Source organism: Sphingobacterium suaedae (assembly GCF_042684625.1).
In the GTDB taxonomy this organism is placed as follows: domain Bacteria; phylum Bacteroidota; class Bacteroidia; order Sphingobacteriales; family Sphingobacteriaceae; genus Sphingobacterium; species Sphingobacterium suaedae.
The window spans coordinates 123,921-149,198 of the sequence record NZ_JBHULR010000020.1 but is presented as its reverse complement, the minus strand read 5'-3'; the positions used below and the strand labels follow the sequence as shown (position 1 = coordinate 149,198).

Below are 25,278 nucleotides of genomic sequence, written 5' to 3'. Positions count from 1 at the left end.
GTTTTTTTTTCGGCTTTTTTTTAAAAGGCCAAGCAACCTTGCTGCCACCTCATTCGTAACCATAACAAAGGAAACAAAAAAACGTCATGAAAAGAAACACAACAAAACGACTTCTTTGCGTCTCGCTCCTCGCGTTAGCAACCCTGATATCATCGTGTTCAGACACGGATGAATCCACACAGCCTGATCAAAAAACCGGTATACAAATAAAAACGGATAGTAAGTTTGGCCGGATACTGACAGATTCGAAAGGTAACACCCTATACTTTTTCTCCAACGACACCAAAGGCGAATCCACTTGTTCGGGTGCTTGTGAAATCAATTGGCCCATATTTTACGACGGAGACATTAGTACAGATGCATCTGTCGATAACGCCTTCGTCGGAGAAACGGTTCGTGCCGACGGTAAAAAACAAACGACTTATAAAGGTTGGCCTCTGTATTATTTTTCGGGCGATCAAACCGCAGGCACGATAAATGGAGACGGAGTAAACAAAATCTGGTATGTAGCCAAGCCCGACTACATCGTAATGCTTGCACACGGACAGCTCATTGGAGCAGATGGCAAATCGTACAAAGCCGACCTTACGGAAGGTGTTGAAAACACGTTTTACATGACGGATGACCTCGGCAGAACGCTCTATGCGTTCGCACCAGACAGATCGAATACCAATACGTATACCAAGCCAGATTTCAGTAACGACGCAGTGTGGCCCATTTATCAACAGCTAGGAGGCCCTGTACCCACTATATTTCCGGCTGACGACATGGGAAGTATACAAGTTTATGGGAAAACTCAACTTGTGTACCGTGGATGGCCATTATACTATTTTGGACAAGATCAACAACGTGGGGATACCAAAGGCGTAAGCGTTCCTCGCCCCGGAGTATGGCCAATTGTCAACCAAGAGACGATTACAGCGCTCCAACCTTAAAAGCTATTTAGTACAACTACAGACATACATACCGTGAAAACAAAAATATCAAAACAGAAGGGTTCGCCTTGGCAACTGATATACGCAACGAGCCTGCCCATCATGATCTTTATCATTGCTCTTGTTAGCTGTACCAAAGATCAGGCGACGACGCCTACACCCGAAACGCCTAACGAATCAATAACCACAGCTAATGTCAGCTTTTCAAATTTCGCCAGGCAACTATTTCAAAGCAAGTGCAGTTCTTGTCACTCCGTTGGCTCGTCCGCTAGCGCGAAGTGGACCTACACCGATCTGCAGTCTATTCGCGATCATAAAGCACGCATTCAAAACGCGGTACTCGTCGCCCAAACCATGCCCCTCGGCGGAACAATTTCGGACAAAGAAAAAGAGTTGTTAGCCGCATGGTTCGAACGCAACATGCCTGAAAATTAATAACACGGCTCATGAAAAAGACAAGCATACTACTTCACTGTTTCCTGCTTTGGTCAGTAACATACATCTACGCCCAACATCAAACACGAGTTTGCAAGGACGTACGCCTTTCGTTTTTTAGTAAGGCACCTCTAGAAAATATCGAGGCGCATAGTCAGGCTGGTGTGTCTGCTCTCCATATCATAACCGGAGATATTATTGTCAAAGTGCGGAACAATTCCTTCGTTTTCGACAAAAAGCTTATGCAGGAGCACTTCAACGAGAATTACATGGAGAGCCACCGCTATCCAATTTCTGAATTCAAAGGAAAAATAACAGACGCCCAAAAATTACTGACAGATGGTTCTTACGAATTGCTGGTGACAGGCACGTTACATGTACATGGTGTCGGACGTCCCTGCTCGACCAAAGTAAAGTTTATCGTTCGGAATGGTACGCTGCAAGCAGCCACAAATTTCGTTATAAAACTCGCCGACCATCACATCAAAATTCCTGCCGTGGTGGGGCAAAATATAGCGGAGACCGTTACAATCAACATTGCCGCTTCTTATTCTCTTTAACGTACCGCATGCATTATGAAAACAACTATCATTCTTCTCCTAGCCAATTTGGTCTGCATCCCCTACCGGCCTCAAGCTCAAGATTTGGACTCATTGGTCGATCTCCCGGCGGCGGCTCCGGAAGCTGTCACGGCTACGTTTAAATCAGGCTATCTAATCAACGCCAAAACTCCGGAAACGATCCATTGCAATGAATTAGATTTCCGTGTCGACCATCGATTTGGCGATATAGCCGGCCGCGCAGGTGGCGCGAAAAACTTTTTCGGATTGGATAACTCAACCGATATACGGATCGGATTTGATTATGGCATCTTAGACAATCTAAACGTCGGCCTTGCCCGCGCCAAAGGTGCTACCTCAATCACACAGTTGTACGAAACAAATGTCAAATACAGATTTCTACAACAAACGCTTGACCACACTGTGCCCGTGAGTATAGCTTTCTTCGGTAGCGTGACTGCATCCGCGATGAAAGCATCAGACGATCCAACGGCAGCAAGTAGCTTCGCCAAATTTGGGGATAGGCTGACCTATGTGAGCCAGCTTATCGTTGCGCGCCGCTTCAGCCATATGTTCTCGTTTACGATGTTGCCTACGTTTATACACCGCAATTATACGGCATTTGGCGATCAAAATAGCCTCTTCGCCGTAGGCCTAGGCGGACGCATGCGGATCAGTAACCGGATAGCGGTCGTTGCGGATTACTTCTTCCCGTTTCGAGACCGTCGAAAGAAAGAATATAGGGAGGCTGTGCTAGGTCAGCCATACTACCATGCACTGGGGGTCGGACTGGAGTTAGAAACTGGAGGACATATTTTCCACCTGAACTTTACCAATGCCACAGCGATTCAAGAATCTCAATTCATCAGCGAGACCACATCGTCTTGGCGAAAAGGTCAGTTCCGCTGGGGATTCAGCATATCCCGACGTTTCTCATTCGCAAAATCCACGTAAATCATAAATTAAGCAGGAATACATTTCCTGCTCATTTTCTCCAACCCACTCCTTTCAAAATGCGTTAAAATATTCCCGCAACTGATGCAAACTCATTCCGTATGCAAACTTATTTTATTAATTTTAGTTCTTTACTTAGAAGCGTAAACCGCTATTTAACTATCGATCTACTATGTATAAATTTTTCCTGTTTTTGCTGTGCTTCTTCGTATCGCCTTTTATAAGTAATGCTCAAGAAAGCGACCTGACCGCCGACGAACTTTTTCTTCGCGCGCGTAATATGGCTTTTGAGCAAAAAGACTATACGCAAGCAATTACACTAAGCAAGGCAGCCCTGAGCAAAGCCCCTGATTATACAGACATCCGCATCTTTTTGGGACGTCTGTATACCTGGACGGATCAAATTGACTCTGCTCGGACTGTATTTGAAAATTTACGACAAATGCAGGTCAAAGACGAAGATTTCTTTTTGGCTTATGCATCCCTCGAATATTGGCATGACCAACCGTCAAAAGCACTCGCATTAATCGATAGCGGTCTTGTCTTACATCAGAGTTCGCAAGACCTCTTGCTTTTAAAAACGAAAGTAAACTATAGCAACAATAATTTCCAAGACGCAGAGAAGACCATCGGTCGGTTGCTTCAGCTAAACCCGAAACACACCGAGGGCCGCGCTCTGTCGAAGACCATTCAAGAGTATGCGGCCAAGAATGCCGTCGGATTGACCTATAACTTTGTTTATTTTGACAAACAATTTGACCATAACTGGCATATCGTAGGACTGAATTACCGACGTACGACACCTATCGGATCAGTCATCCTGCGCGCGAATTACGCCAACAAGTTCGCTGAAAACGGCGTACAGTTTGAGGTTGAAGCGTATCCCCGACTGTCAAATATGTTTTATCTCTACGTAGGTGCCGGATATTCGGACAATGTTGGGATATTTCCCAGGTACCGAACCGGTGTCTCCCTATACGCAAATTTACCACATAGCTTCGAGGGAGAAGTAGGATATCGGCAACTTTATTTCAATGACCACATTTGGATGTATACCGCATCGGTCGGGAAGTACGTTCAGAACTTTTGGTTCAATTTCCGAACGTATCTTACACCAGGTGAAGAGAATATTTCGCAGTCATACACAGGAACGGTGCGCTACTATACCAAAGGGGCAAATGATTATATAGGCTTTATCGTCGGTAGCGGATTGAGTCCCGAAGAGAACAGAAACAACCTTTTGGACAATGCGCCTTACAAACTAAAAACATTTAAGGTCGGTGCTGAATATAATTTTTCAATCAATAGGACAAACTTATTTTCTGTTTCATCGACCTATTATAGCCAAGAGTTTCGTCCAAATGAGAAGGGAAACCAGCTTGACGTCATCGTAGGCTATACGAAAACCTTCTAAGGTTTTCGTATAGCCTGAAAATAGTGTGACAACACGCTATCTGGAAGAAGTTTCATCTGCCGTTCGAAGAGCTTGTTCTTCCTTTTAAAAGCATTAAATCGATGTAAAATTATCTCCTGCGTAGACGCATCCGCAATAGGTTCTTCTTCCATACGAGCGTCTAATTTATAAAGCTGCCCATCAGAAAGATGATAATTTCCATAAACGAAATCAACGAGTTGGTTTTTACTTTGCATTAACGGCACACCATTACTTTTTGTAGAAATTCCTTCCGCTAAACCTCGGCCGATCCACGTAACGGTTTTCGGCGTACGTACATCGTAATTCGCCCGATAATAAGCCAATAACGTTGGCGTAATATCAAAATGGCTGACGGGGTGCCGAAATGTACGCCCTTCCTTTAGTAAAGGCGAGTATACCATGAGCGGGACGTGGTAACGATCTATTTTATTTTGTAAAGGTATTTCCGGCATACTATGATCACCGGTTATTACGAATATCGTGTGTTGATAGTCGGCGCGTTTCTTATAATTGGAAAAAAACTGTCGCAAAGCGTCATCCAGATTTAAAACAGACACCAATTGTTTTCGGTTCTCTAGTGCCCACTTTTTCTGTTCTGCGGTTAATGTCATGATGGACAATTTTTGGTCAAACTGTTTTTCGTAATACCGGGCATTGTTAATCAAAAATGGATTATGCGTAGATAACGTAAGTGCCACATGAACATAAGGGTCTGTGCCCGTACCAAGTACCTCCAGCATCTTTGTAAGCACAGCTTGATCTTCATATCCCCAACTTTCTCCATGCTGTGCAGGCAGCTTCTTATAGGGTGGTGCAAAGGACATTTCATCGACCAGTGTTTCGACCCCGCTAAACTCCAGATAGTTCTTCATGTAATCAAAGCGAGCGTCGCCGCCGTAAAAAAAACCGGTAGAAAAACCGTTGTTCTTGAGCACATTAAATAAGTTGAAATGTGGCGGAAAATGCGCCAGTTCCAGAAAGCCATGACTACCGAACGGTAACGAACCCAATAGGGTCGGCAGCACCGAAAATGTTCTCCCCGAGGAACTTATATTATTTTCCCAATGGAGTGATTTCTTCGACAATGAATCAAGGAAAGGGGTAAAATTGCCCATATATCCATCGGATGAGCTATATGCATGGCCTAGTCCTTCGACAATAACGATAATCAAATTCGGAACCACCGGCGAAGAACGCAAATACCCCCCTAAAAGATCCTTGGTGTTCTCCGCCCGCATAAATGGAAACTCTTCCCGATTCTCCGATATGTCCACATCTTCGCCTCCGAACCATGTCCACAGCCAAGGATGCTCGTCCACATAGTTCGCCATATTCGATTGGAAAAAATAGTGCCATTTACTCCGTCCGGCATCTCGTAAAAATTCATCTTCGCCAGCCTGAATCGATGTGGCCCTCGAAACAAAGCAACCGATTATTCCAACAAAGATAACGCCCAGGCCTACATAAAGGTGGGTAAACGAACGTTTACTAACTAACCAAAATGGTATGCTAACGATGCTTAACACGACCAAAAGAAAGGCCAAATTGGTCAAATTCAGCATGCCGCTTGCCCGCAATATTTGCTGTATTTCCGCCATTGAGTAATAAAAGACATCTGCCCCCAATATATTGCGTGTTTCGGCGAAATACAGAAACAGAAGAAACTGCACGACAATCACGATACCGAACCATACGCTCAACAGTATCTTAGACCAAAACAAACTGATAAACTGTGTGACTAAAAATACCAGTCCGGTCACCCCTATTAATTGAAAAGCAAACCACACGTTATCCATGAAAAGTGGTACGCCAATATTTGTATCGGACAGCTGAATAAATCGACGGTCGTACCACCACCATTCAGCGCTTACCGCCAACATAAACAATATTAGAAAAACGAATGAAATACTACCAAAAGCACGAAGTGCGACACCCAACTGCATTCCTACGCGGCGCCAAAATGGTTCACCAGCGGCTGTTTGCTGAAAGCCCTGACGCGTCATCTCACCCCAGCCATGCTGCTTACGGAAATAATCCACCACACCGCGAACGCCAGACCAAACCACAATTGGGTGGAAGTAAAAGGGTTCCAAAATGGCCGTAGCAACTAGCTTGGAAAGATCTTGCTTTTTACTATATACTTGGTGGCTCACCAAATCGACCAAGATGGCGTAGATCGAATACAAAACACCGGAAGAGATGACCAAAGCAAATAGAGCAAAAAAGAACGGCCAATTGATAATTCCCAAGAGCAGAAAAATCAAAAAAACGATGTAGCCTGCAAATTCTACCAGGGGGCCTAAAAACTCAAAAAAGAACCAATAAGGAAGGCTAAATAGCCCCAATCTGCCATAATTCGGATTGAACATCAGTTTTCGATGCTTCCACAGTGTCTCCATTGTCCCGCGCATCCACCTATTTCGCTGTCTTTTTAATATCTCTTTGGCTTCGGGAACCTCCGTCCAACACAGCGGATCGGGAATATTCACAACCTCGTATTTCTCCTGCTGCTCCTCCATATAACGGCGCATCCGGACCACAAGCTCCATATCTTCTCCGACAGTATTCTTGTCATACCCCCCGCATGCCAAAACAATTTGTTTATCAAATGCGCCAAAAGCTCCAGAAATTAAAATAAGTCCGGACGCCCTGGACCAAGCCATTCTGCCTAACACGAAAGCTCGAATATACTCTAATGCCTGTGTACGCCCGAGCCATGTTTTCGGAAGATTGACATCCACTACCTTTCCATTTTCAATCTTACAATTGTTGGCTAGCCGGATAACACCTCCACAAGCAATCACGCGTTTGTCCATTTGTTCCAGAAACGGTTTCGCCAATTTTAGCAATGCGTCCTGTTCCAAGATGCAATCTACATCGATACAAACGATATAATCTCCTGAAGAAATATTTACGCCTACATTAAGGGCATCGGCTTTACCCCCGTTTTCTTTATCGACGACAACTAATTTTTTAAAAGCTGGATTTTTGCTTTTATAAATGCCGCGTACTGCTTTCGTCTCCAAATTACCCTGGACAAAAAATGGCACTTGCACCAAAGCATATGCATCAATGAGCCGCTGCATAGAATCGTCACGACTTCCATCATTAACAATGATAATTTCCAGGTTATGGTAATAAATAGACAAGAGTGACCGCACGTTGTCCACGATGGTCATACCTTCGTTATAGGCCGGTGCAATCAAGCTAAAAGAAGGAGCGTTGGCGTTAGTCGCGATAAGCGTATAATCGGTAAATGTATTATCATTTTTATAGCGTGACACCGCCCCGTATGCATAAAGGCCTACCCAGGAATAAATAAGAAAGATAGCGGCTGAATACAAAAGAAACAGCCAGATAACAATTTCATAAACAAGATGCGCAAATTCTACCATGTTTTTTCCTGCAGGGCGTGTTTAATAATATGTATGAGTTGAGGGGGGGTAGCGTCATTTGCTGCCATGTCCCGCAAATACGTTTGCTGTCCCAAAGAAACCAATATTTCTGCGGCGGAAATTTTTATGGATACAAAGGCGTGTTCCACAAGTTGCCGTTGCAAAAATGGAATGGATAGTCGGCTCCTGGAAAACTTTAAAGCACGTAAAATTTCAAGCTGTACCTCTTCTGATTGTTCAGGAAACAAATCAATGAGCTGGCCTACAGTGGCCGCATTTTCCAAGGCTTGCAGCGTACGGACAGCCTGAACACGAACAGTTGTCTTCGCGTGCGTTAACAACGTCAGGACTTGATCGTAAAAGGTCAACAGACGAAACTTCCGCATAAGGCGTAGCGAAAATACGACAACCGATTCGTTTGAACTGGATATCCATCCCGATAAACGATTCAGGTGTTCATCCGGAATACCTTCAATAGACCGCAATAGACGCAGTTGCTGCCAGTCAGACAAGGGGCGGGTAACGGTGTCTAGAAATAATAGCCCGTCAAACCCATTAAAGCGTACCAACGCATACTGAGCTTCTTGGTAAATCTGTCTGTCAGCGTGATGCACGAACTTAGCTATGTCCGAAATAGCGTCTTTCACCCCCATAGCGGTCAGCTCCTGTATGCCCCCAGCGATAAGGTATGCTTTTCGTTGGCGAATCTTCCTCCAGGCCTCCTCCTCCAATTGAAACGTGTGAAACAACTGGTTCACCTCGGTTCGTGCTCCCCCAGAAAATTTTCGCTCCGAAGCGACGAGTACCGCTAAGAAAACGCTTCGAAACGATGGTTCCTGCAAGAACTTCCGGAACAACGTGTCCGATCGAACCACGGCGTTTCCTTCCACAATTGCTTCGGTAACCTTCTGCTCAATCATTTGGGTCCACACTTGCCGATCGTGTAAAATTTTATACTTATGAAAACTATAAAACAAAACGAAAATGATCAACAACAGCACCAAAATAAGCACGATAACGATCGCAATGATAAGCTCATGAATAGTAATCCGCTGCAGCATAACAAGTTGCTATTTAGTAATCAACCGCTTAATACGTAAAATCAACTCGTTCGGACTAAAGGGTTTTACCATAAAATCGGAAGCGCCCATATCAAACGCATCAACCACAACCTCCTCTTGTCCCATACTGGAAAGAACAAGTACGGGAATTTTTTTTTCGAAACCTTGTATGGCGGATAAAATCTCAATGCCGGAGGCAAACGGCATCATAATGTCGGTGATCACCAAATCCACATCTGAGTCGCGGATGGTCTCGATCGCATCTTTACCATTTCTGGTTAAAATGACTTCATGTCCCTCTTTAACCAACTTATGTTCAATAGTTCGAAGTATTAATTCGTCGTCTTCTGCTATCAAAATCAACATATTATTGCGCATTTAAAAGTTTTGAAATCAGGCTTAAACCGATATTGATCTCTCTTTCGACCAAAGCCGTATCTGTATGTGCGGTTTCTATCGTATTTTCCAACTCACTGGCAACTTCAGCCAACTTCGTCAGCCCCGCTGTTGATGCCGTTCCCCGCATCTTGTGAAGAATCCGCTTCATCTGGGGTACGTCCCCAGACTTTTTTGCTTCCTGAAAACTTTGCTGTCCTTTTTTAATCTCCTGCACTACCAGATCCAAAAAAAAGGTTAAAAAAGCCGGATCGTCTCCTATCTGCTCGTTTAAGGCGGTTCGATCCAAGCGCTGGTTTGTTTCCAAATCTTCTTCAAGCGAATTCGATGTCGATATAAACTTTTGCAGAACCTCGTGTAGATCACGCTGACGGATTGGTTTTGGTAAAAAATCCGACATGCCCGCAGCCAAGCATTTTTCCTTTTCGCCCCGCACATTCCCAGCAGTCACACCAATAATCGGAACATCACCGTACCCTTCCATGGCCCGAATTTGTTTTGTCGCTTCAATCCCATCCACTTGTGGCATTTGCACATCCATCAGGATGATATCAAAAGTTTGCTGTGAACAAGCAGCAATAGCTTCTTCTCCATTTGACACCTCTACAAGTTGCGCATTAGGCATGATCGACGCCATCATCCGTAAATTCAACGCCATGTTAACCGGATTATCATCTGCCAGTAACACACAAGCCGGCTGTTCGTACACCGAGGAATCGTTTGAAATGCCAGATGACATCGTCTCTACGTTTTCTGCCTTATTATGCTGTATAGCTTTCCTCAATGCCTGATAAAGCTCCTCCGATTTTATAGGCTTAAGCAGGCAAAACGAGCGATCTTCTTGCTGAAAGGCAGAAATAACTTCGTGTTCTTCGGAAGAGGTATGCAAAACGATCAGCGGTATACCTTCCCCCTGTTTGTGAAATAATTCTTTTATTTTGTCAATAGTCTCCAGTCCGGAAAGGATAGGCATATGGTAATCCATCAATATGACATCGAAACGTTCTCCGCGCATCAACAGTTGTAGGGCCTCCATGCCATGCTCCGCAAGAACCGACTCCACTCCCTTATAGGCCAGCATGTGTTGTAAAATCATGCGATTGTTGGCGTTATCGTCCACAATCAACACCCGACCTACAGGAAGATCATTTTTTTGTTCGTTACTGCCTTCCTCAAAAGGTACTTCGAGGTCAAACAAAAAGGTCGATCCGGCGCCCACCTCGCTCTCCAAACGCAGCTTACTTCCCATGTATTTGAGTAGGTTATTGGAGATCGTTAAGCCAAGGCCCGTTCCTCCATACCGCTTACTCACGGAACTATCCTCCTGCGTAAAGGCGTCGAAAATACGTTGCTGCTTCTCCAGAGGAATACCAATTCCCGTGTCACGCACAGAGAAACGTAAACGTATATGACCGGGCTTGTCCGTTTTCAGTTGTTCTATCTTCAGCTCGATTTCACCTTGTTCCGTGAACTTAACCGCATTACCTAATAGATTGATCAAAACTTGTTTAATACGAACTTCGTCGATCCAAATAAAGGAAGGCAAACCTTGCTGTATATTCAAGAGGAGCTCTACATCCTTGCGTTGCGCTTGGTACAATACGACATTAATAACTTGATTCGCCAAGTCATAGATATTAAATTTATCAATAAACAACTCTAACTTACCAGACTCAATTTTCGAGAAATCCAAGATATCGTTAATAATATTTAAGAGGCTGTTTCCTGACTCATTTATATAATTTAAATACTGTTTTTGAACATCATTTAGGGGCGTCTTTAATAAAAGATCCGAAAACCCGATGACACCGTTCAAAGGCGTGCGGATTTCGTGACTCATGTTGGCTAAAAACTCAGATTTTGCCTTACTGGCCATATCCGCAAGTTCTTTTGCCTTTTTCAACTCTACATTCACTTGTACCGAGTCGGTAATGTTTTGCGTGAAAATAATGATGCCGCCAATGCTGCCGTCCGCTAAGTGCCATGGCCTCACCTCCCAATTATAATGCTGGGCTTCACCGACGCCCCCCGCCTGAATAATCTCATCGACGTTCTTATATGATGTCCCTTTTAAGGCGTCTTCATAAATTTTTTTCCGATCATCAGGAATATCGGGAAATAAGACGAACAAATTTTTATGAAGCAGGTCTGCTTTCCCTTGGTGAAAGTCGTCTACCCATTGATTACTTACCGAGACATAGTTAAAATCGCGGTCGAACATAGCAACGGAAGCAGGAACATAATCGACAAACGCTTGCAACATGGCCTCTTTCTTTGCGAGTTCTACATACAAGGTTTTGCTACGGTCGATATCTTGTATAATGCCAAAGATCCGCGTGCACACGCCGTTATCGAACTCGGGAATGCCTTTTACCCGCACCCAAATGGACTCCCCATTTGCCTTTTTGAGGCGCAACTCGGCGTCGTACGGTCGCCCATCGTTAACCGCCGAATCAAACAGGTTTTTCAGTTTCGGCCTGCTTTCAGCTTCGTAAAAATTGATGGCTGTCTCAAAATCGGGCTGGAAGTCCTTATCTACCCCATGGATCAACTTGGTGGAATCGGACCAGTAGACCTTGTCTTCTTCCAAATTTATTTCCCAACCGCCAACTTGCGCCACGGCGTTGGTTTGCTCTAAGATTTGCTTGGTATGTAACAGATCATTTTCCAATTGTATCCGTTCGGTCATATTGAGCGCCGTACTGACAACATATTTCCTTCCGTCTACATCCGTCTCTAACATATTGTGGTACAACCAATAAATGGATTCACCGTCTTTGGTTTCCAAGACCATCATTCCCGAATCCTCCCCGTGCCGCTGTATCCGTTGGAGGTAATCATCGATCAGGCCGATATGATGCTTAGGCACCAACGTTCGCAGATTGAGGTTCTTTACTTCTTCTCGCGGATATTTTAAAAGCGCTCTTCCTTTTTCATTCACAGACAGAATATTGCCGTCCATATCATGCATACTCATCAACCCGATCGCGTTCTCAAAAAAGTTTCGAAAACGTCGTTCGGAACTGGCCAGTTTTTCCCGCTCCTCAATTTCTTTCGTTATATTCCTACCGAATGCAAAAATCTCCCTATTGACAACATCATACTTGAAATGCCAGTCGATAATAACCGCACTACCCTCGACTTCCGTCGTCGTCGTTTCCTGCGCCCCCTGTTCGGATTGAGCGAGGTCGTTCAACATGCGTTCCAACCTTCCATCGGGTACCTTTAGCAGTGTGGAAAAAGATGCTTGAAGTGCTATCGCGCGCGTTATACGGAGAACATCAACGAATGCAGGATTCACTTCTTTTATACGCAAATCATCATCCAACACACAGATCATATTTTTTGTAAGATGGAAAATCTCCGAGAAATAGCCAGCCTGAATCTTTCGTTTCTTTCCGAGCAAGATCTTCGTTACCGCACGCCCAAGTTGCTTCATCGAATCAATCTGTTTGTCCGACAAAGACTTGGGCTGAAAATCAATGACACATATAGTGCCCAACGCATAGCCCTCATCGTCCAATAGCGGAACACCCGCATAAAACCGGATATCCCCCTCGCGTATCAATGGATTCGACGATGAACGCTCGTCTAGAAAAGTATCTTCAATGACCAATACCTCTTTGCTCATGATCGTGTACTGGCATATAGTATTTCTACGTTCCACACGATCGAGTTCGATGCCAACACAGCTTTGGATACGTTGCGTATCTTCCTCCATCATAGCGATGAGGGAGGCAGGGCTGTCCGTAATCAAACAAGCGGCCTGTGCAAATACGTCTAACTCAGGGTCTTTCCCAAGCCCTAAAAGTTCATAAGACTTCAGCTTATTAATACGTTCCAATTCATGGTTCGGAACCGGATAGTTTTTCATAAATGCATGTCCTAGATAGATGAGGTTTTGTATTGCCGGTGAAGTTAGTAAAAACATTCATCACGTCCTACAACGACAACCGTAGAATTTACAAACCCGTTTTATTACCTAAACAATCGTAAAAGAAAATCGTTGCAAAAATCAAAAATGGATGATCTATGCAACATTTTTTGTTAATTTGTATAGCACTTAATGCACGGGACTAGAATAGATCATCATGAAAATTGCGACGTACAATGTAAATGGAGTAAATGGCCGATTGCCCGTACTTCTTCGATGGCTGACGGAAGAACAGCCCGATATCGTATGCTTACAAGAGCTGAAAGCTCCGCAAGAAAAATTTCCCGAAGACGCCATCCGTGCCGTAGGGTACGAAGCCATTTGGCATGGCCAAAAAAGCTGGAACGGCGTTGCCGTCTTAAGCAAAGGTTACACCATGCACGAGGTCTCCCGCACCTTAGCTGGAAATCTAGATGATATACAAAGCCGATATCTAGAAGTTATAGTAGAAGGAATACACGTTTGTTGTATATACTTACCGAACGGTAACCCTTACCCCGGTCCAAAATTCGATTACAAGTTGAATTGGATAGATAGATTCAAGAAACGGACCGCAGAGCTGGTGGAACAAAGCGATCCGGTTGTCATTTTCGGAGATTTTAATATCATTCCCACCGAATTAGACGTCTACAAGCCGGAAAAGTGGGTACATGATGCCCTCTTTCGTGTGGAAGTACGCGAAGCGTATACAGAAATTCTCCAGCAAGGTTGGACTGACGCGCTGCGCACGTTATTTCCGAATGAAAAAATATACACGTTCTGGGACTATTTTCGCAACGCATACGGTCGGGATGCGGGACTTCGGATTGACCACGCACTTTTGAATCCGGTTTTAGCTAAAAAGTTAATCGCTGGAGGGATCGACCGTCACGTCCGTGGGTGGGAAAAAACAAGTGATCACGCTCCGGTGTGGATTCAAATCTAGCCTTTTCTATCTGCAACCTGCGACGACATAAACGAGGAACCAAACAAAAAGAGGGGGAAATCCCCCCTCCCAGAAAACAGCTGAAACGACAGTCCGCCTCCAAATTTAACCGCACAAACATAGAAAACTTCCTCCCCAGAGAAAATGATTTGAATCACTAAAAAGATGGATTGGACTATTTATACGTCTATTTTTTACAACGCAGATATTCCGTAACTTCAACTCCAAAAAACATCTCATGAAAAAGTACGCGAATCTTACCAATGCAAGTATAGAATCCGCTGGGCTTCCGAAAGATTACAAGCACGCCATAGCCGAGTATATATGGAATGGGTTTGATGCACGTGCCAGACAGATTGATATCCGTTATGAGAAGAACGAGCTGGGATACCTCACGGCCTTGCGTATCGAAGACGACGGCGAAGGTATCGACTTTCGCACCCTGGATCGGTCATTTGGGAACTTTCTCGATTCCATGAAACGCACGACCTTAAAACGCAGTTCCTATACGCGGGGCAGAAAAGGAAAAGGCCGCTTTTCGTTTTCCCTGTTTTCGACCAGGGCTACGTGGAATACCCGTTATCGCGAAGGCGACACCGTATTCGAATACGACATTATTATCGATCGTCACCAAAAAGAGAGTTATGAAGAATCCTACCGAATTACGGCGCCACAACAGCAAACGGGGACGTCTGTACTATTGGAAGGTATATTTGGACTACAAGCATATGCACTGGAGTCAAAAGATTTCTTAGACTTCCTTGCGTTGGAATTTGGTTGGTTTTTATTACTCAATAAAGATCAAGGGTATCAACTGAATATCAATGGGCAAGCTTTGCCATACGATCACCTCATTTTAGAGAATGAAACCGTACGTTGGAACGTGACAACCGCCCCGGATACTTCAGAACGCTTCAAAGTAACGTTTATCCGTTGGAAAGAAACGATTGGAGACCGTTATTATTACTATTTTCTCAACACACACCAAGAGGAAGTAGCGAAAGAGCTGACGAGCTTTAACAATAATGGTATAGATTTTCACCACAGTGTATTTGTAGAATCTGCTTTTTTTAACACCTTCGAAACCGAGCCACTCGTATTCGATGAACAAGAGAACCTCTTCAGTGGTTTACGGCAACATATCGTTTTCAAAAAGCTTTCAGCTGAATTACGCGCTTTATTGGAGCGCAAGCAAAAGAAGTACGTAAGGGAACATGTTGTCGAAGAAATGATCGCGCAGATTCAACGAAAGCAGTTATTACCAAAATACGAGGAAAAAGAATCGGATTACCTTCGTAAACAACAGTTGATAAACCTGTTGAAAGAACTTTGTATTTCTGAGCCAAAACTGTTTACAAACATGAAACCCGACTACTTAAAGGCCTACCTTGGATTAATTGACCTGCTCCTACAAACGGATAAACGCGTCGAGGTATTATCCATCATTGATCATACCTTACATCTTGACGAAACCGAAAAGTCAAATATCCTGCGCCTACTCACAAATACATAACCGACACGAGGGTTGGCGTCGAATCGGTGCTGGCTGCATGAAAGGGATCATCCGAAGGAAGTCTGCCCACTTACGCTGTAAATCCTTCCAAAGTTATTTGCCAAGCGTGTTCTCCGCATCAAATCAAACGAAATACCTCTTGGGTTCAATGGATGCGTTTTGTATTGATTGCTTTCGTCCACCGATCACGTGTACACCGTCGACACTTCATCTTCTTTTCAGACAAATGGGGCACCACACATCCGCAATACATACACGCGAACGGTCCTACCCCCTCCAGTGATTCCACTTCTCTGAAGGTCGCAGGAAATAAAGGTAGTCCGTATCGAACTTCTTCATCATCATAGTACAACAAACTCAAGGTACCATCCACTTCCAACACCCCTATGCGTACTTGTCCAAGATGCTCAACCGACTGATTTCTAAGTTCTGCGAAGAATTCCATTTTAGAATAACTATTGTCATTTTCGTGTTTAACGTCGAACACGCCATCTTTCACGACAATCATCTCTTTCCCCTCCAACAAATGCGAAACAAACGTGAAGCGTGAGGCTAACCACGTCACGAGTTTATAAACAATAATGACACATCCCAATACCACGATTGCATAAACAACGGGAATATCATCTTGGAACATCGGATCCCCCGCTGCCGATCCTGATGCAATGATAATGGCTACCTCAAAAAGGGTCAACTGTCGTACCCCCCTTCTGCCGGACAACCGCAGGATGAGCAGAATAATCAAAAACATAACGAATGTTCGTCCGACAATCTCTGTGACGAAATTCCATTCCACTCCATCTAAAAATATTTTTTCGAAATCCATCCCTGTAATCTATTTCGTACAGAACAAAAATGGGTAAACAAAGTTTTCGTTGGCCAAAACGGCTGATTCCAGATTTAAAGAAAAACGAAAAGCTCTTACTATTGTTCGATTAGATAACATATGGAGATCGGAACAATTACTACAAAAATCATGAAGTAATTCATAAGTGATGAAACAGCTCATATTGGTCGACCACATTACTATCGGCGATTTTGGGTTTCACGGATACCTGACCGAAATGGTGGATGGAAATATAGGTTTTGGCATATTCGTCGATCGCCTAAAGAGACCGCTTCTTTGGTTTATTCAGTTACCAAACAATCGTATCCAACTGTGTTTAGACGACGATTTAGCCACCTATATCCGTAAAAAGGCTAGCGCGGATAAAGCGGAACGGGAACACAATTTTCGTCTATTCTTATATTTCGTGCGCGAAAACGAACGAAAAGCTGCATACATGGCTTTTAAAGGAAAACAAATGGAACACCTAACAACTAGCAAACACCTGGTTGCGCTGCGAAAAATGTATCTAGCCGATTAACACTCCACTCCATGAATGAACGAACAAAACATGTGGCGGGCTACCACCACGTTGGATATATCTTGAAGACTTTATCGGACGCTGTTATAAAGAGATACTCCCGTTCTTTCCCTCCGAAACAGACATTCGCGGTCCACGTTGCCGGAATCTCAAGGTGGTGTATCAACTCTCCCGACGCGTTATAAACAAAGACACCTTGTCCCGTCAAATACACATTCCCATATTTGTCTACGGTCATACCATCAGATCCTCGCGCGCAAAAAAGCCTACGGTTAGACAGAATTCCAGTTTCCGATAGATCATAGACGAAGGTCTTATCGGCTCCGATATCTGCCACATAGAGCAGTTTCCCATCCGGCGATCCGACAATACCATTTGGCCGCACGAAGTCCTGATCTACTTGTTCTAATCGGCCACGCACATATCTGTACAAGGCATTCGGTAATTCGGATCCGCCGCGCTGCCAATACGATCGTTGATAATAGGGATCGGTTAGGTACATAATCCCCGATCCGGAAACCCAAATATCATTTGGTCCATTTAGTAACTTACCTTCAAAATGCCGAAACAACACAGTATTTTTTTTCGTTTCGGTAGAAATTCGCCATAGTTGATTGTCTTCATCGGCGCAGGCAATAAGCGCCCCTTCATTGTCGAAATATAGTCCATTGGATCGGCCAGCTGGCTCCAGAAATAGCGCGAGTTCTCCTTTCGTCGTGTATGTCCAGATCCGGTTATTGGGTTGATCGGTAAAAAAAATATTTCCATCAGCGTCCGCTGCTGGTCCTTCGGTGAATGAAAAATGTTCCCCGACCAACAGCAACTCCCCCTTTTTTTGCGCCTCAACGGCAAGGCTGGCCCATATACCAACCATCAATAAGACATATTTCATGATTAAATATAAACAATAGTATGGAACAGCCTATCAAAAAATAGATAGACGAAACCTCAGTTTTCAGTCGCTAAGGGCTAGAGAAAAAAAATCTACTCTACTTGTACAATAGCCAAAGATTGATCACCATGTTTCTATTGCATACCATAATGTCCACGCCAAAGGTTAGCCCAATAGAAAAAGCTTCTATCAAATCGTTGACATGGCAAACTTGTGCGAACGGGTATCTAACCTTTCTCTTTTTCGTTCTTATACATGATCCACCAGCTATCCAACATGGCGACGATTGGAATTAATGTTTTTCCCAATTCGCTCAGATGATACTCCACCCTGGGAGGAGATTCAGCGTAAATCGTACGACAAATAATTCCGTCTCTTTCCAATTCCCGAAGCTGTACCGTCAACGTGGTCTGTGCCAAATCTTCCATTTGCCGCCTTAACTCGCCGAAACGCTTAGGACACTGTTGTGCGATAGCCCTAATTAGCAAAACCTTCCACTTTCCACCGATTACCTTAAAAATACCGGTCAAATCACAGCTACCGTAAAAAATATTGGTTTCTAATTCATTCATAACACCCTCATAATGATCAATAGTTCATAAAAACTAACTAAGTACATAAAACACAACTACTTGATAATAAACATATTAAACAATAGCTTTGAACCATAAAATTATATTTTTTTCTTATGTTTCTCAAATTTAAAGACACGATTAATATACTTTTACTTTCGACTGGCATTTTTCTATTCGTTATTGATTTATTCATCGTCAATGTCTCCCTCCGCTCCATCACGCAGGCGTTGGGTATGTCTAATAGCGAGGCACAAGGGGTCATTATACTTTATGTAATCGGATATGCGAGTGTATTGATCAGTGCCGGCAAACTAGGAATCAACGTTGGACGAAAAAAGATATACCTAATTGGCATGGCTGGTTTTACATGTTCTTCGTTACTATGTGGGTGCGCAAACTCCATTGTCCTCTTGTTAACCGGCCGATTGTTACAGGGGCTTAGCGCAGGTTTCATGGTTCCTCAAGGAATCTCGTTTATCCCCGTGTTATTCACCAATCGAGCACGTAGATCTTGGGCCATGGGCCTCTATGGAAGCATAGCCGGCCTCGCCTCTGTTGTTGGCCAGCTTTTGGGTGGTATTCTTCCTGACGTAACTTGGATACCAGACAGTTGGAGACTTATTTTTCTGATTAATGTACCCATTGGTATCGGCGCGTGGATCGCTATTTATCAGCGTCTACCAGAAGTAGATCGCGTTCGCTCACAGTGCATGGACGTTACCGGTATGATGACGCTGTTCCTCCTCTTGATTGGTGGGCTAACTCCCCTCATCTTGGGGCCAGAGCATCAGTGGCCATCCTGGACATTATACATGCTCTTCATCACTATCCTGTCGTTGCTTATTTTCCTCGCTTTTCAACAAAAAAGATCAAAACAAGGGTTAGATGTAATTCTCGACTTAAGACCGTTTCAAAAAAGAGTATTCCTTATCGGTTTGCTGACTGCAGTATGCTATTACATGGTGCAAGATGCTTATTTTATTATTAATTCTCTGCATTTGCAGGATATGCACGGATTTACGCCGACCCATACGGGTGTCGCTTTCGTTTTTCAGGGAGTAGGCTATGTACTCGCTAGTCTCACGGTAAATCGTCTAGTGGCCCGACTCGGAAAATATATGGTTTTGATAGGCTTGTTCGTTATGGTCTGTGGACTGATCGGTCATTTGTATTTATTTGATGCTCCCCATCCATGCTATGTCCATATTTGTTTCCTATTCTTTTTTTACGGCCTGGGGTGCGGAACAGTCCTACCCGCGCTAATGACATTGGCATTGCAGGATATGAATGCAGCGGAAATTGGTATCGCTTCGGGTCTCTATTTAACCGTTCAGCAAGTAGCTATTTGCTTAGGCATCGCATTTGTCGTCGGAATCTACCTATATGCCAGCCAAGAGCCTATAACACACGATCATTACGTGAGCAAAGCATATGTTTATTCGACTATTTGCTCGGTCGGGCTATTGCTTTTGGTCATGTTGTTCATGAGCATCATACCTTTCGTAAACCAAAAACAACGAAAAACAGCCATGTTCCATACGCGCGCAGTACGCGACAGAACATAGCTGGCAGTTCCTTACACGAGCGCCTGTCGAACAACATCTGCCAGCGGTGTCGTCGGACGACCTAACAAAGCAGATAATTCTTTTCCATCGTCAAATAAATCGCCCCTTGAAGCACCTACATCGAAACTAGCAAATGCCTGTGCCAGCTCTTCAGACAATCCGGCCGAGACCAAGGCAGCTGCATAATCCGCCTCGCTTAAGTCGTGGTATGGAATTAATTTACCGGTCTGTTTCGACAATTCAGCAGCTAAATCTGTCAACGTATAGGATTGATCGGATGCCAATTCATAGATACGGCCCCTGTGCTCACCCGTTGTCAGGACAACGGCAGCAGCCTCTGCAAGGTCTGCACGAGCGACAGACGAAATACGTCCATTTCCCGCACTACCAAGAAAAGCGCCTCCCTGAACCGCCCCTGGAATCGATGCTGTATAATTTTCGGTATACCAACCATTACGTAAGATAGTAAATGGGATGCCAGACGTGGTTAGCGCTTTTTCGGTCAATATATGTTCTGTTGCTAGGCTTAATGAAGAACGATCGGCGTGAAGCAAGCTCGTGTATACGATCCATTTTACGCCCGCTTCCTTTGCTGCATCCAGTACACGCGCATGTTGTTCCGCACGTTTACCAAGTTCATTACCTGAAATCAGTAACAAATAATCGATTCCCTGCAACGCCGAAGCTAACGGAGCATTATAATCGAATGCGCGCGTTTCTACGCCAAGGTCTACAGCACTGGTCGGTGTACGCACCAAAGCGACCAGTTCAACAGTCTGTACACGTTCTTTTAATTTACCGACTACTAAACGGCCTAGCTGTCCAGTAGCTCCTGTTATTCCAATTTTCATAACTATATATCTATATATTGTAACAAAATATATTACATTTTAATCCAAAAAAAATCCTAATGAAACTTGCTCACGAAATCGGCCAGCGTTTGTTCCTGTAAAAACTTAAGTACCAAATCATCTGTTTCGGAAAACAAGTTTCCCAGTTTCTCATTCATCTGTTTGCCTATCGGACATTTTGGATTTGTCCGCTGGTTTTTCTTGCCCAGCACTTCGGTATTTTTTACCGCCAAATACACGTCCTTTAAGGAAATTTCCTCACTTGGTTTCCGCAACGCACTGCCCCCCTCTTTTCCTTTGCGGCTTTCGACCAAACCCATCTCATTCAAATGGATTAACTCCTTACGCACCATGACAGGGTTCACATTAATGCTCCCCGCGATAAATTCGGAACTCAACCAGACTCCCGGCTGGTCAGCCAGTAACGTCAAAATGTGCATAGCCGTCGCAAACCTTGTGTTGTTCATCTCGGGAACAAAGATACAGCTATTTTTTAATTGTAATAATCTTTATTACTATTAATTCCGTCAGTTTCGTCATACCGGTGTCTATTTTCTGCATTCATCAATCCATATCCTGCCGTACGTTTATATTTGTGACAACATGCACGTGGGCATGGAATTAAACAGAGTGACTATGATGACATCTCGAACAAAACGATGGATCCGAGTGGTAGGTTTTGCATGCGTTGGCCTATGTATTGTCGTGTTTATTGGCAGTTTTCTATTTTTGCGCAGTCCTGCTTTCGGTAGTCTTCCCGATCAGGCGCATGCAGCGCGCATTCAACAATCACCCAATTACCGGGATGGACAGTTCCAAAATCAACGAAACACGCCCATAATGGCTACTGACAAATCCAGGCTCACCAGCATTTGGGAATTCCTAACTATCGACGTCCCAGACCTAATTCCACGGCGGGACATTCCGGTTATTAAAACGGATTTTAACGACCTTCCCCTCGACAAGGATTTGTTGGTATGGTTGGGACACTCGTCCTTATATGCACATTTACATGGTCAACGAATTTTGGTAGACCCGGTCTTGGTTTCCGCCTCACCGTTATCATTTATCAACCAAACGTTTCCGGGCACTTCGTTATACCGGCCGGAGGATATTCCCCCGATTGATGTTTTGCTGATTACGCACGATCATTGGGACCATCTTGATTACGAAACGATGATATTGATTAAAGATCGGGTAAGAAAGGTCGTTTGCCCATTAGGCGTTGGCGCACACCTTGCTTCTTGGGGATTTTCGATTGCAAAGATACACGAATTAGATTGGTATCAGCACTGCACGATAAACGACACGATGCAGTTAACTGCGCTGCCAGCTCGGCATTTTTCTGGACGTGGGCTGACCGCTAATCAGACACTATGGTCGGGATTTATGGTACAAGGTCCATTCGGAAACATACTATTATCCGGCGACACAGGATACGATACACATTTTCAAGAAATCAAGCGTAGGTTTGGCACTATCGACTTAGCTATCCTAGAAAATGGCCAATACCATGAAGATTGGCGTTACATACACATGATGCCCGACGATTTAATCCAAGCAATAGAAGAACTTTCTCCCAAAAACGTATTGACCGTACACCATTCGAAATACGCATTGGCTCGTCATCCGTGGTATGAACCCATGGAGAAAGTCGTTCAAGCGTCCAAAAATAATAACTTTCAGCTGATGACACCAAAAATTGGGGAGGTCGTGTTTTTGGCAGATAGCACGCAGACCTTCAGCCCTTGGTGGCAGCACGATTGACCCACCGGCTTATTCTAGTTGCATTTTTTATGCATTCGGCAAGGTAGCACGGCATTTGTCACAAATAATTTCCTATTTTGCATGATGGTACAGGCAAAAGGGAGATCAGTAAGCATCATGTTGCTCGGCATGATTTGTTGGTTTTCAATGGCGCGTAACGGTATTGCGCAAACATGGAATACACGTGTGGCCAATATTTTGGATAGCGTCGAGCGACTACAATTCGCAAATAAACCAAACGAAGCGTTGGCATTATTGGCTGTGGAGATACAACAGAAGACACATACAGGCGACGACTTATCGTATTTATATGCACATCAAAGTGGTATTTTAGTTTCGGAAGACAGTTTAGTCGCGGGCAAGAAGAAGCTCGACTTAAGCATGGCATATGCCCAAAGCAGAAAAGCAAAAGCAGTCGCCTTCCGCGCAAGCGCATTCTTAAATAACTACCTCGATAAACCCGGCGATGCCATTAGAGATGCACTTCATGGTTTAACGTATATCGACAACGGCATGACGGATCTCGACACCGAGTACCACTTAAATTACATCTTATACAGTGCGTATAGCAAATGGGACAACCGGCCCAACATGGAGAAATATATCCGAAAGTGTATGAATATCGCACATGCACTTCAAAAACCTAATTTATTAGCCAATGCCAACAACGGCCTGGCCAGCATGTACACGACAACTTTCAAAGAACGTAGGCAGACCTCCACACGGGACAGTATCTATGCCTGTCTTCGTCGTTCGTTCTTGATACAACGTAATCATCGCAATGCCGTTAGTGGAAACACCTACGCGATCACATGTGTCAATCTTGCAAATTATTTTCTCGAATACGCGGAAGGTCCTGTCGAAAATCGGAAAAAAAAAGCCAATATATATCTTACCATCGTGGAAGATTTGCTTAAAAAAAAACAGGCATCGCCCGAAAAATGGATCAACATTTACGGCATCAAGAGTGATTTTGCAAAAAAAGAGGGAGACACACGTCTAGCTGAAGAGCTTCTTCAACAGGCGCTTAACGTGGTTCAAAAAAGTGAACAGCCTCTTTACAAACAAGAACATCGTCTTTTCCAAGCTCTAGGTGAGGCGGCCTTTGCCAAAGGCGATTACCGATCAGCGTACACCTTTCAGCGGCGATCGGAAAGCCTGCAGCAAAAGATTGTTGATCAAGAACAACTGCTTTATGCACAAAAGCTGGAAATTCAATACGAAACCGATAAAAAAAATGAGCAAGTAGCCTACCTTACGGAAATTGCAGACTTTCGCCGAAGACAGAACTTCCTATACGGGGGCATCGCAATCGCCTTACTTTTAAGCTCCATCGGGTTATTTACAACCTATCACTTTAGATTACGTTATGCCCAAGAACGCGAAAAAAAGATGGAGAGAGAGAAAGAAGATGCGAAACGGCGGGCCTTCCTACAGGTACAAATAGAGAAGGAAGAACAAGCGCGGTTAAAAGCAGAACAAGAGCTATTAGAGTGGAAACGACAACAATTGGAAAAAGAAGCGTTAGCCAACTCGTTGCTCCTTGAACAGAAAAACGAGATGCTGAAGCAGATCCACGCCTCCTTAAAAGGAAGCAACCCGGCGCAAGTTAACAAATTATTTAAAGAGGATCTTCTGCATACCGCAACTTTCGAAGATATCAAACAGCAGATTCAGAAATTACACCCTAATTTTTTCAATCAGCTTACAGCGCACGCGGTACAAAAATTGACTGGATTAGATTTAAAATACTGTGCATACATACACCTTAAAATGAACACAAAACAGATCGCACAAGCGCTTCATATTGAACCACAAAGCGTACGAATGTTCAAGTACCGACTCAAACAAAAACTTGGTCTATCGAAAGAAAGTGACCTGGACGATTTTATTCAGAAAATCGGTCTGTAAAACAACAAAACCACCTACGAGGCCGACTGTAAGATACTATAATACACATCACTCGCAATCAACTCCTCACTAAACTGGCTAAGGTCTAACCAAATATATGGATATCCAAGCGTCTCTTGAGGCAGGACATTAACCGTCACCCATTCGGTCAGCGTCCGGTCAAGCTGATGGAGCACGTCCCGTTCATCCATTTTCAGTGCCCGGAAAATAGTGTCTTCATCCTCTATCCAGATATCCGATTGTAAAAGACGAATCTGCAAGCGATCGAAGATTTGCTGCGCCCGGTGGCGATCCACCAAAAATAATGAGGAAACAATGCGGTCGTACTGCGCTATTTCCAGACCAATGTCCTGCGGATAATGATCCCGTAGGAAAGAAAGATAGAGTTCTCGGCGGCCAGCGCGTAGGCTTTCGTTGCGTACCAGAAGCTTGTCTATATTTTCCGAAAACTGCAAGTTGACCAAACCATACGTGGATTCGAAATAATTTCGGTATAAATTAAGCTTATAATCCCATTTCATAATAGTACTAGATTAATGTGTTACCTCCCCGCTCATCCTCGCTTATTTCAACGGATCCTCAAGCAAAAATCAACATCGTATTATAACGTACGCGATAGGATCATGTATCGGCTAGAAGATTTGGCGTTATAGTAATAACGACGAAATCTTTCACTTGTTTTGCTTCGTGTAAAATTTTATTTCCATTTTTTACGTAGATATAAGAATCAACCTGTTCGCCTGTAAATAAAAACGAAGCGATTGCCCATAAACTGCTATCCTCCGCCAAACCATTTCTTCAGCACGA

21 protein-coding genes are annotated in these 25,278 nt (G+C 44.0%); 11 read left to right on the top strand and 10 right to left on the bottom strand.

Annotated features, from left to right (window positions below):
* The first annotated feature begins 86 nt into the window (after positions 1-86).
* From ACFSR5_RS18850 to ACFSR5_RS18830, 5 genes are all read left to right on the top strand, one after another.
* Positions 87-935 carry a hypothetical protein gene (locus ACFSR5_RS18850; protein ID WP_380906027.1) on the top strand — a complete coding sequence of 283 codons (849 nt, stop codon included), beginning with the start codon at positions 87-89 and terminating at the stop codon, positions 933-935.
* Positions 936-968: 33 nt separating this feature from the next.
* Positions 969-1,370, top strand: a complete 402-nt coding sequence (locus tag ACFSR5_RS18845; RefSeq protein WP_380906026.1) for a c-type cytochrome — start codon at positions 969-971, stop codon at positions 1,368-1,370.
* Between the two features lie 11 nt (positions 1,371-1,381).
* Positions 1,382-1,930, top strand: a complete 549-nt coding sequence (locus ACFSR5_RS18840) for a YceI family protein (protein ID WP_380906025.1) — start codon at positions 1,382-1,384, stop codon at positions 1,928-1,930.
* A 15-nt stretch (positions 1,931-1,945) separates the two neighbouring features.
* Complete coding sequence (locus tag ACFSR5_RS18835; RefSeq protein ID WP_380906024.1) at positions 1,946-2,884, top strand: DUF5777 family beta-barrel protein; 939 nt, start codon at positions 1,946-1,948, stop codon at positions 2,882-2,884.
* A 172-nt stretch (positions 2,885-3,056) separates the two neighbouring features.
* Entirely contained in the window at positions 3,057-4,298 is a 1,242-nt protein-coding gene (locus ACFSR5_RS18830; RefSeq protein ID WP_380906023.1) for a YaiO family outer membrane beta-barrel protein, read from the top strand.
* Here ACFSR5_RS18830 and ACFSR5_RS18825 read toward each other — a convergent pair.
* The 4 genes from ACFSR5_RS18825 to ACFSR5_RS18810 are packed head-to-tail and all read right to left on the bottom strand — an operon-like array spanning position 4,295 to position 13,045.
* Entirely contained in the window at positions 4,295-7,714 is a 3,420-nt protein-coding gene (locus ACFSR5_RS18825) for a sulfatase-like hydrolase/transferase (RefSeq protein WP_380906022.1), read from the bottom strand. The two genes, ACFSR5_RS18830 and ACFSR5_RS18825, sit on opposite strands and share 4 nt — an antisense overlap.
* Positions 7,708-8,775, bottom strand: a complete 1,068-nt coding sequence (locus tag ACFSR5_RS18820; RefSeq protein ID WP_380906021.1) for a HEAT repeat domain-containing protein — start codon at positions 8,773-8,775, stop codon at positions 7,708-7,710. Before ACFSR5_RS18820 ends, ACFSR5_RS18825 begins: the two co-directional genes overlap by 7 nt.
* Before the next feature lie 9 nt (positions 8,776-8,784).
* Complete coding sequence (locus ACFSR5_RS18815) at positions 8,785-9,141, bottom strand: response regulator transcription factor (RefSeq protein ID WP_380906020.1); 357 nt, start codon at positions 9,139-9,141, stop codon at positions 8,785-8,787.
* Between the two features lies 1 nt (position 9,142).
* Positions 9,143-13,045 (bottom strand): response regulator, encoded by a 3,903-nt coding sequence (locus tag ACFSR5_RS18810; RefSeq protein ID WP_380906019.1) that lies wholly within the window; start codon positions 13,043-13,045, stop codon positions 9,143-9,145.
* Positions 13,046-13,262: 217 nt separating this feature from the next.
* Here ACFSR5_RS18810 and xth point away from each other — a divergent pair, with 217 nt between their 5' ends.
* Both xth and ACFSR5_RS18800 read left to right on the top strand, forming a co-directional pair.
* On the top strand, positions 13,263-14,030 hold the full coding sequence (gene xth / locus ACFSR5_RS18805) for an exodeoxyribonuclease III (protein WP_380906018.1): 768 nt from the start codon (positions 13,263-13,265) through the stop codon (positions 14,028-14,030).
* Between the two features lie 238 nt (positions 14,031-14,268).
* Entirely contained in the window at positions 14,269-15,543 is a 1,275-nt protein-coding gene (locus ACFSR5_RS18800) for an ATP-binding protein (RefSeq protein ID WP_380906017.1), read from the top strand.
* A gap of 145 nt (positions 15,544-15,688) precedes the next feature.
* Here the strand turns inward: ACFSR5_RS18800 and ACFSR5_RS18795 are convergent, their stop codons facing one another.
* On the bottom strand, positions 15,689-16,369 hold the full coding sequence (locus tag ACFSR5_RS18795; RefSeq protein WP_380906016.1) for a DUF421 domain-containing protein: 681 nt from the start codon (positions 16,367-16,369) through the stop codon (positions 15,689-15,691).
* Between the two features lie 169 nt (positions 16,370-16,538).
* Between ACFSR5_RS18795 and ACFSR5_RS18790 the strand changes: the two genes are divergently transcribed.
* The gene (locus ACFSR5_RS18790; RefSeq protein ID WP_380906015.1) at positions 16,539-16,910 is read left to right on the top strand and encodes a hypothetical protein; all 372 of its coding nucleotides are present in this window, start codon (positions 16,539-16,541) and stop codon (positions 16,908-16,910) included.
* A 40-nt stretch (positions 16,911-16,950) separates the two neighbouring features.
* Here the strand turns inward: ACFSR5_RS18790 and ACFSR5_RS18785 are convergent, their stop codons facing one another.
* Both ACFSR5_RS18785 and ACFSR5_RS18780 read right to left on the bottom strand, forming a co-directional pair.
* The gene (locus ACFSR5_RS18785; RefSeq protein ID WP_380906014.1) at positions 16,951-17,802 is read right to left on the bottom strand and encodes an SMP-30/gluconolactonase/LRE family protein; all 852 of its coding nucleotides are present in this window, start codon (positions 17,800-17,802) and stop codon (positions 16,951-16,953) included.
* Between the two features lie 227 nt (positions 17,803-18,029).
* The gene (locus ACFSR5_RS18780; RefSeq protein WP_380906013.1) at positions 18,030-18,374 is read right to left on the bottom strand and encodes a winged helix-turn-helix transcriptional regulator; all 345 of its coding nucleotides are present in this window, start codon (positions 18,372-18,374) and stop codon (positions 18,030-18,032) included.
* 116 nt (positions 18,375-18,490) lie between these two features.
* On the opposite strand from ACFSR5_RS18780, the gene ACFSR5_RS18775 reads away from it, so the two are divergent.
* The gene (locus ACFSR5_RS18775) at positions 18,491-19,942 is read left to right on the top strand and encodes an MFS transporter (RefSeq protein ID WP_380906012.1); all 1,452 of its coding nucleotides are present in this window, start codon (positions 18,491-18,493) and stop codon (positions 19,940-19,942) included.
* An 11-nt stretch (positions 19,943-19,953) separates the two neighbouring features.
* Here ACFSR5_RS18775 and ACFSR5_RS18770 read toward each other — a convergent pair whose 3' ends face one another.
* A complete protein-coding gene (locus tag ACFSR5_RS18770; RefSeq protein WP_380906011.1) occupies positions 19,954-20,793 on the bottom strand; it encodes an SDR family oxidoreductase in 840 nt (279 codons plus the stop codon).
* A gap of 56 nt (positions 20,794-20,849) precedes the next feature.
* Positions 20,850-21,260, bottom strand: coding sequence for an Rrf2 family transcriptional regulator (locus ACFSR5_RS18765; protein WP_380906010.1), 411 nt, complete (start codon positions 21,258-21,260; stop codon positions 20,850-20,852).
* 169 nt (positions 21,261-21,429) lie between these two features.
* Here ACFSR5_RS18765 and ACFSR5_RS18760 point away from each other — a divergent pair, with 169 nt between their 5' ends.
* Entirely contained in the window at positions 21,430-22,560 is a 1,131-nt protein-coding gene (locus ACFSR5_RS18760; RefSeq protein WP_380906009.1) for an MBL fold metallo-hydrolase, read from the top strand.
* An 81-nt stretch (positions 22,561-22,641) separates the two neighbouring features.
* Entirely contained in the window at positions 22,642-24,471 is a 1,830-nt protein-coding gene (locus ACFSR5_RS18755) for a hypothetical protein (protein ID WP_380906008.1), read from the top strand.
* Positions 24,472-24,485: 14 nt separating this feature from the next.
* Here the strand turns inward: ACFSR5_RS18755 and ACFSR5_RS18750 are convergent, their stop codons facing one another.
* Positions 24,486-24,992 (bottom strand): hypothetical protein, encoded by a 507-nt coding sequence (locus tag ACFSR5_RS18750; RefSeq protein ID WP_380906007.1) that lies wholly within the window; start codon positions 24,990-24,992, stop codon positions 24,486-24,488.
* Positions 24,993-25,278 lie beyond the last annotated feature (286 nt).

Bases quoted from the DNA above. Each gene is read 5' to 3' on its own strand.
- ACFSR5_RS18850 (WP_380906027.1), top strand. From the start codon at position 87: ATGAAAAGAAACACAACAAAACGACTTCTTTGCGTCTCGCTCCTCGCG.
- ACFSR5_RS18840 (WP_380906025.1), top strand. From the start codon at position 1,382: ATGAAAAAGACAAGCATACTACTTCACTGTTTCCTGCTTTGGTCAGTA.
- ACFSR5_RS18835 (WP_380906024.1), top strand. From the start codon at position 1,946: ATGAAAACAACTATCATTCTTCTCCTAGCCAATTTGGTCTGCATCCCC.
- ACFSR5_RS18830 (WP_380906023.1), top strand. From the start codon at position 3,057: ATGTATAAATTTTTCCTGTTTTTGCTGTGCTTCTTCGTATCGCCTTTT.
- ACFSR5_RS18825 (WP_380906022.1), bottom strand. From the start codon at position 7,714: ATGGTAGAATTTGCGCATCTTGTTTATGAAATTGTTATCTGGCTGTTT.
- ACFSR5_RS18820 (WP_380906021.1), bottom strand. From the start codon at position 8,775: ATGCTGCAGCGGATTACTATTCATGAGCTTATCATTGCGATCGTTATC.
- ACFSR5_RS18815 (WP_380906020.1), bottom strand. From the start codon at position 9,141: ATGTTGATTTTGATAGCAGAAGACGACGAATTAATACTTCGAACTATT.
- ACFSR5_RS18810 (WP_380906019.1), bottom strand. From the start codon at position 13,045: ATGAAAAACTATCCGGTTCCGAACCATGAATTGGAACGTATTAATAAG.
- xth (WP_380906018.1), top strand. From the start codon at position 13,263: ATGAAAATTGCGACGTACAATGTAAATGGAGTAAATGGCCGATTGCCC.
- ACFSR5_RS18800 (WP_380906017.1), top strand. From the start codon at position 14,269: ATGAAAAAGTACGCGAATCTTACCAATGCAAGTATAGAATCCGCTGGG.
- ACFSR5_RS18795 (WP_380906016.1), bottom strand. From the start codon at position 16,369: ATGGATTTCGAAAAAATATTTTTAGATGGAGTGGAATGGAATTTCGTC.
- ACFSR5_RS18790 (WP_380906015.1), top strand. From the start codon at position 16,539: ATGAAACAGCTCATATTGGTCGACCACATTACTATCGGCGATTTTGGG.
- ACFSR5_RS18785 (WP_380906014.1), bottom strand. From the start codon at position 17,802: ATGAAATATGTCTTATTGATGGTTGGTATATGGGCCAGCCTTGCCGTT.
- ACFSR5_RS18780 (WP_380906013.1), bottom strand. From the start codon at position 18,374: ATGAATGAATTAGAAACCAATATTTTTTACGGTAGCTGTGATTTGACC.
- ACFSR5_RS18775 (WP_380906012.1), top strand. From the start codon at position 18,491: ATGTTTCTCAAATTTAAAGACACGATTAATATACTTTTACTTTCGACT.
- ACFSR5_RS18770 (WP_380906011.1), bottom strand. From the start codon at position 20,793: ATGAAAATTGGAATAACAGGAGCTACTGGACAGCTAGGCCGTTTAGTA.
- ACFSR5_RS18765 (WP_380906010.1), bottom strand. From the start codon at position 21,260: ATGAACAACACAAGGTTTGCGACGGCTATGCACATTTTGACGTTACTG.
- ACFSR5_RS18760 (WP_380906009.1), top strand. From the start codon at position 21,430: ATGATGACATCTCGAACAAAACGATGGATCCGAGTGGTAGGTTTTGCA.
- ACFSR5_RS18755 (WP_380906008.1), top strand. From the start codon at position 22,642: ATGATGGTACAGGCAAAAGGGAGATCAGTAAGCATCATGTTGCTCGGC.
- ACFSR5_RS18750 (WP_380906007.1), bottom strand. From the start codon at position 24,992: ATGAAATGGGATTATAAGCTTAATTTATACCGAAATTATTTCGAATCC.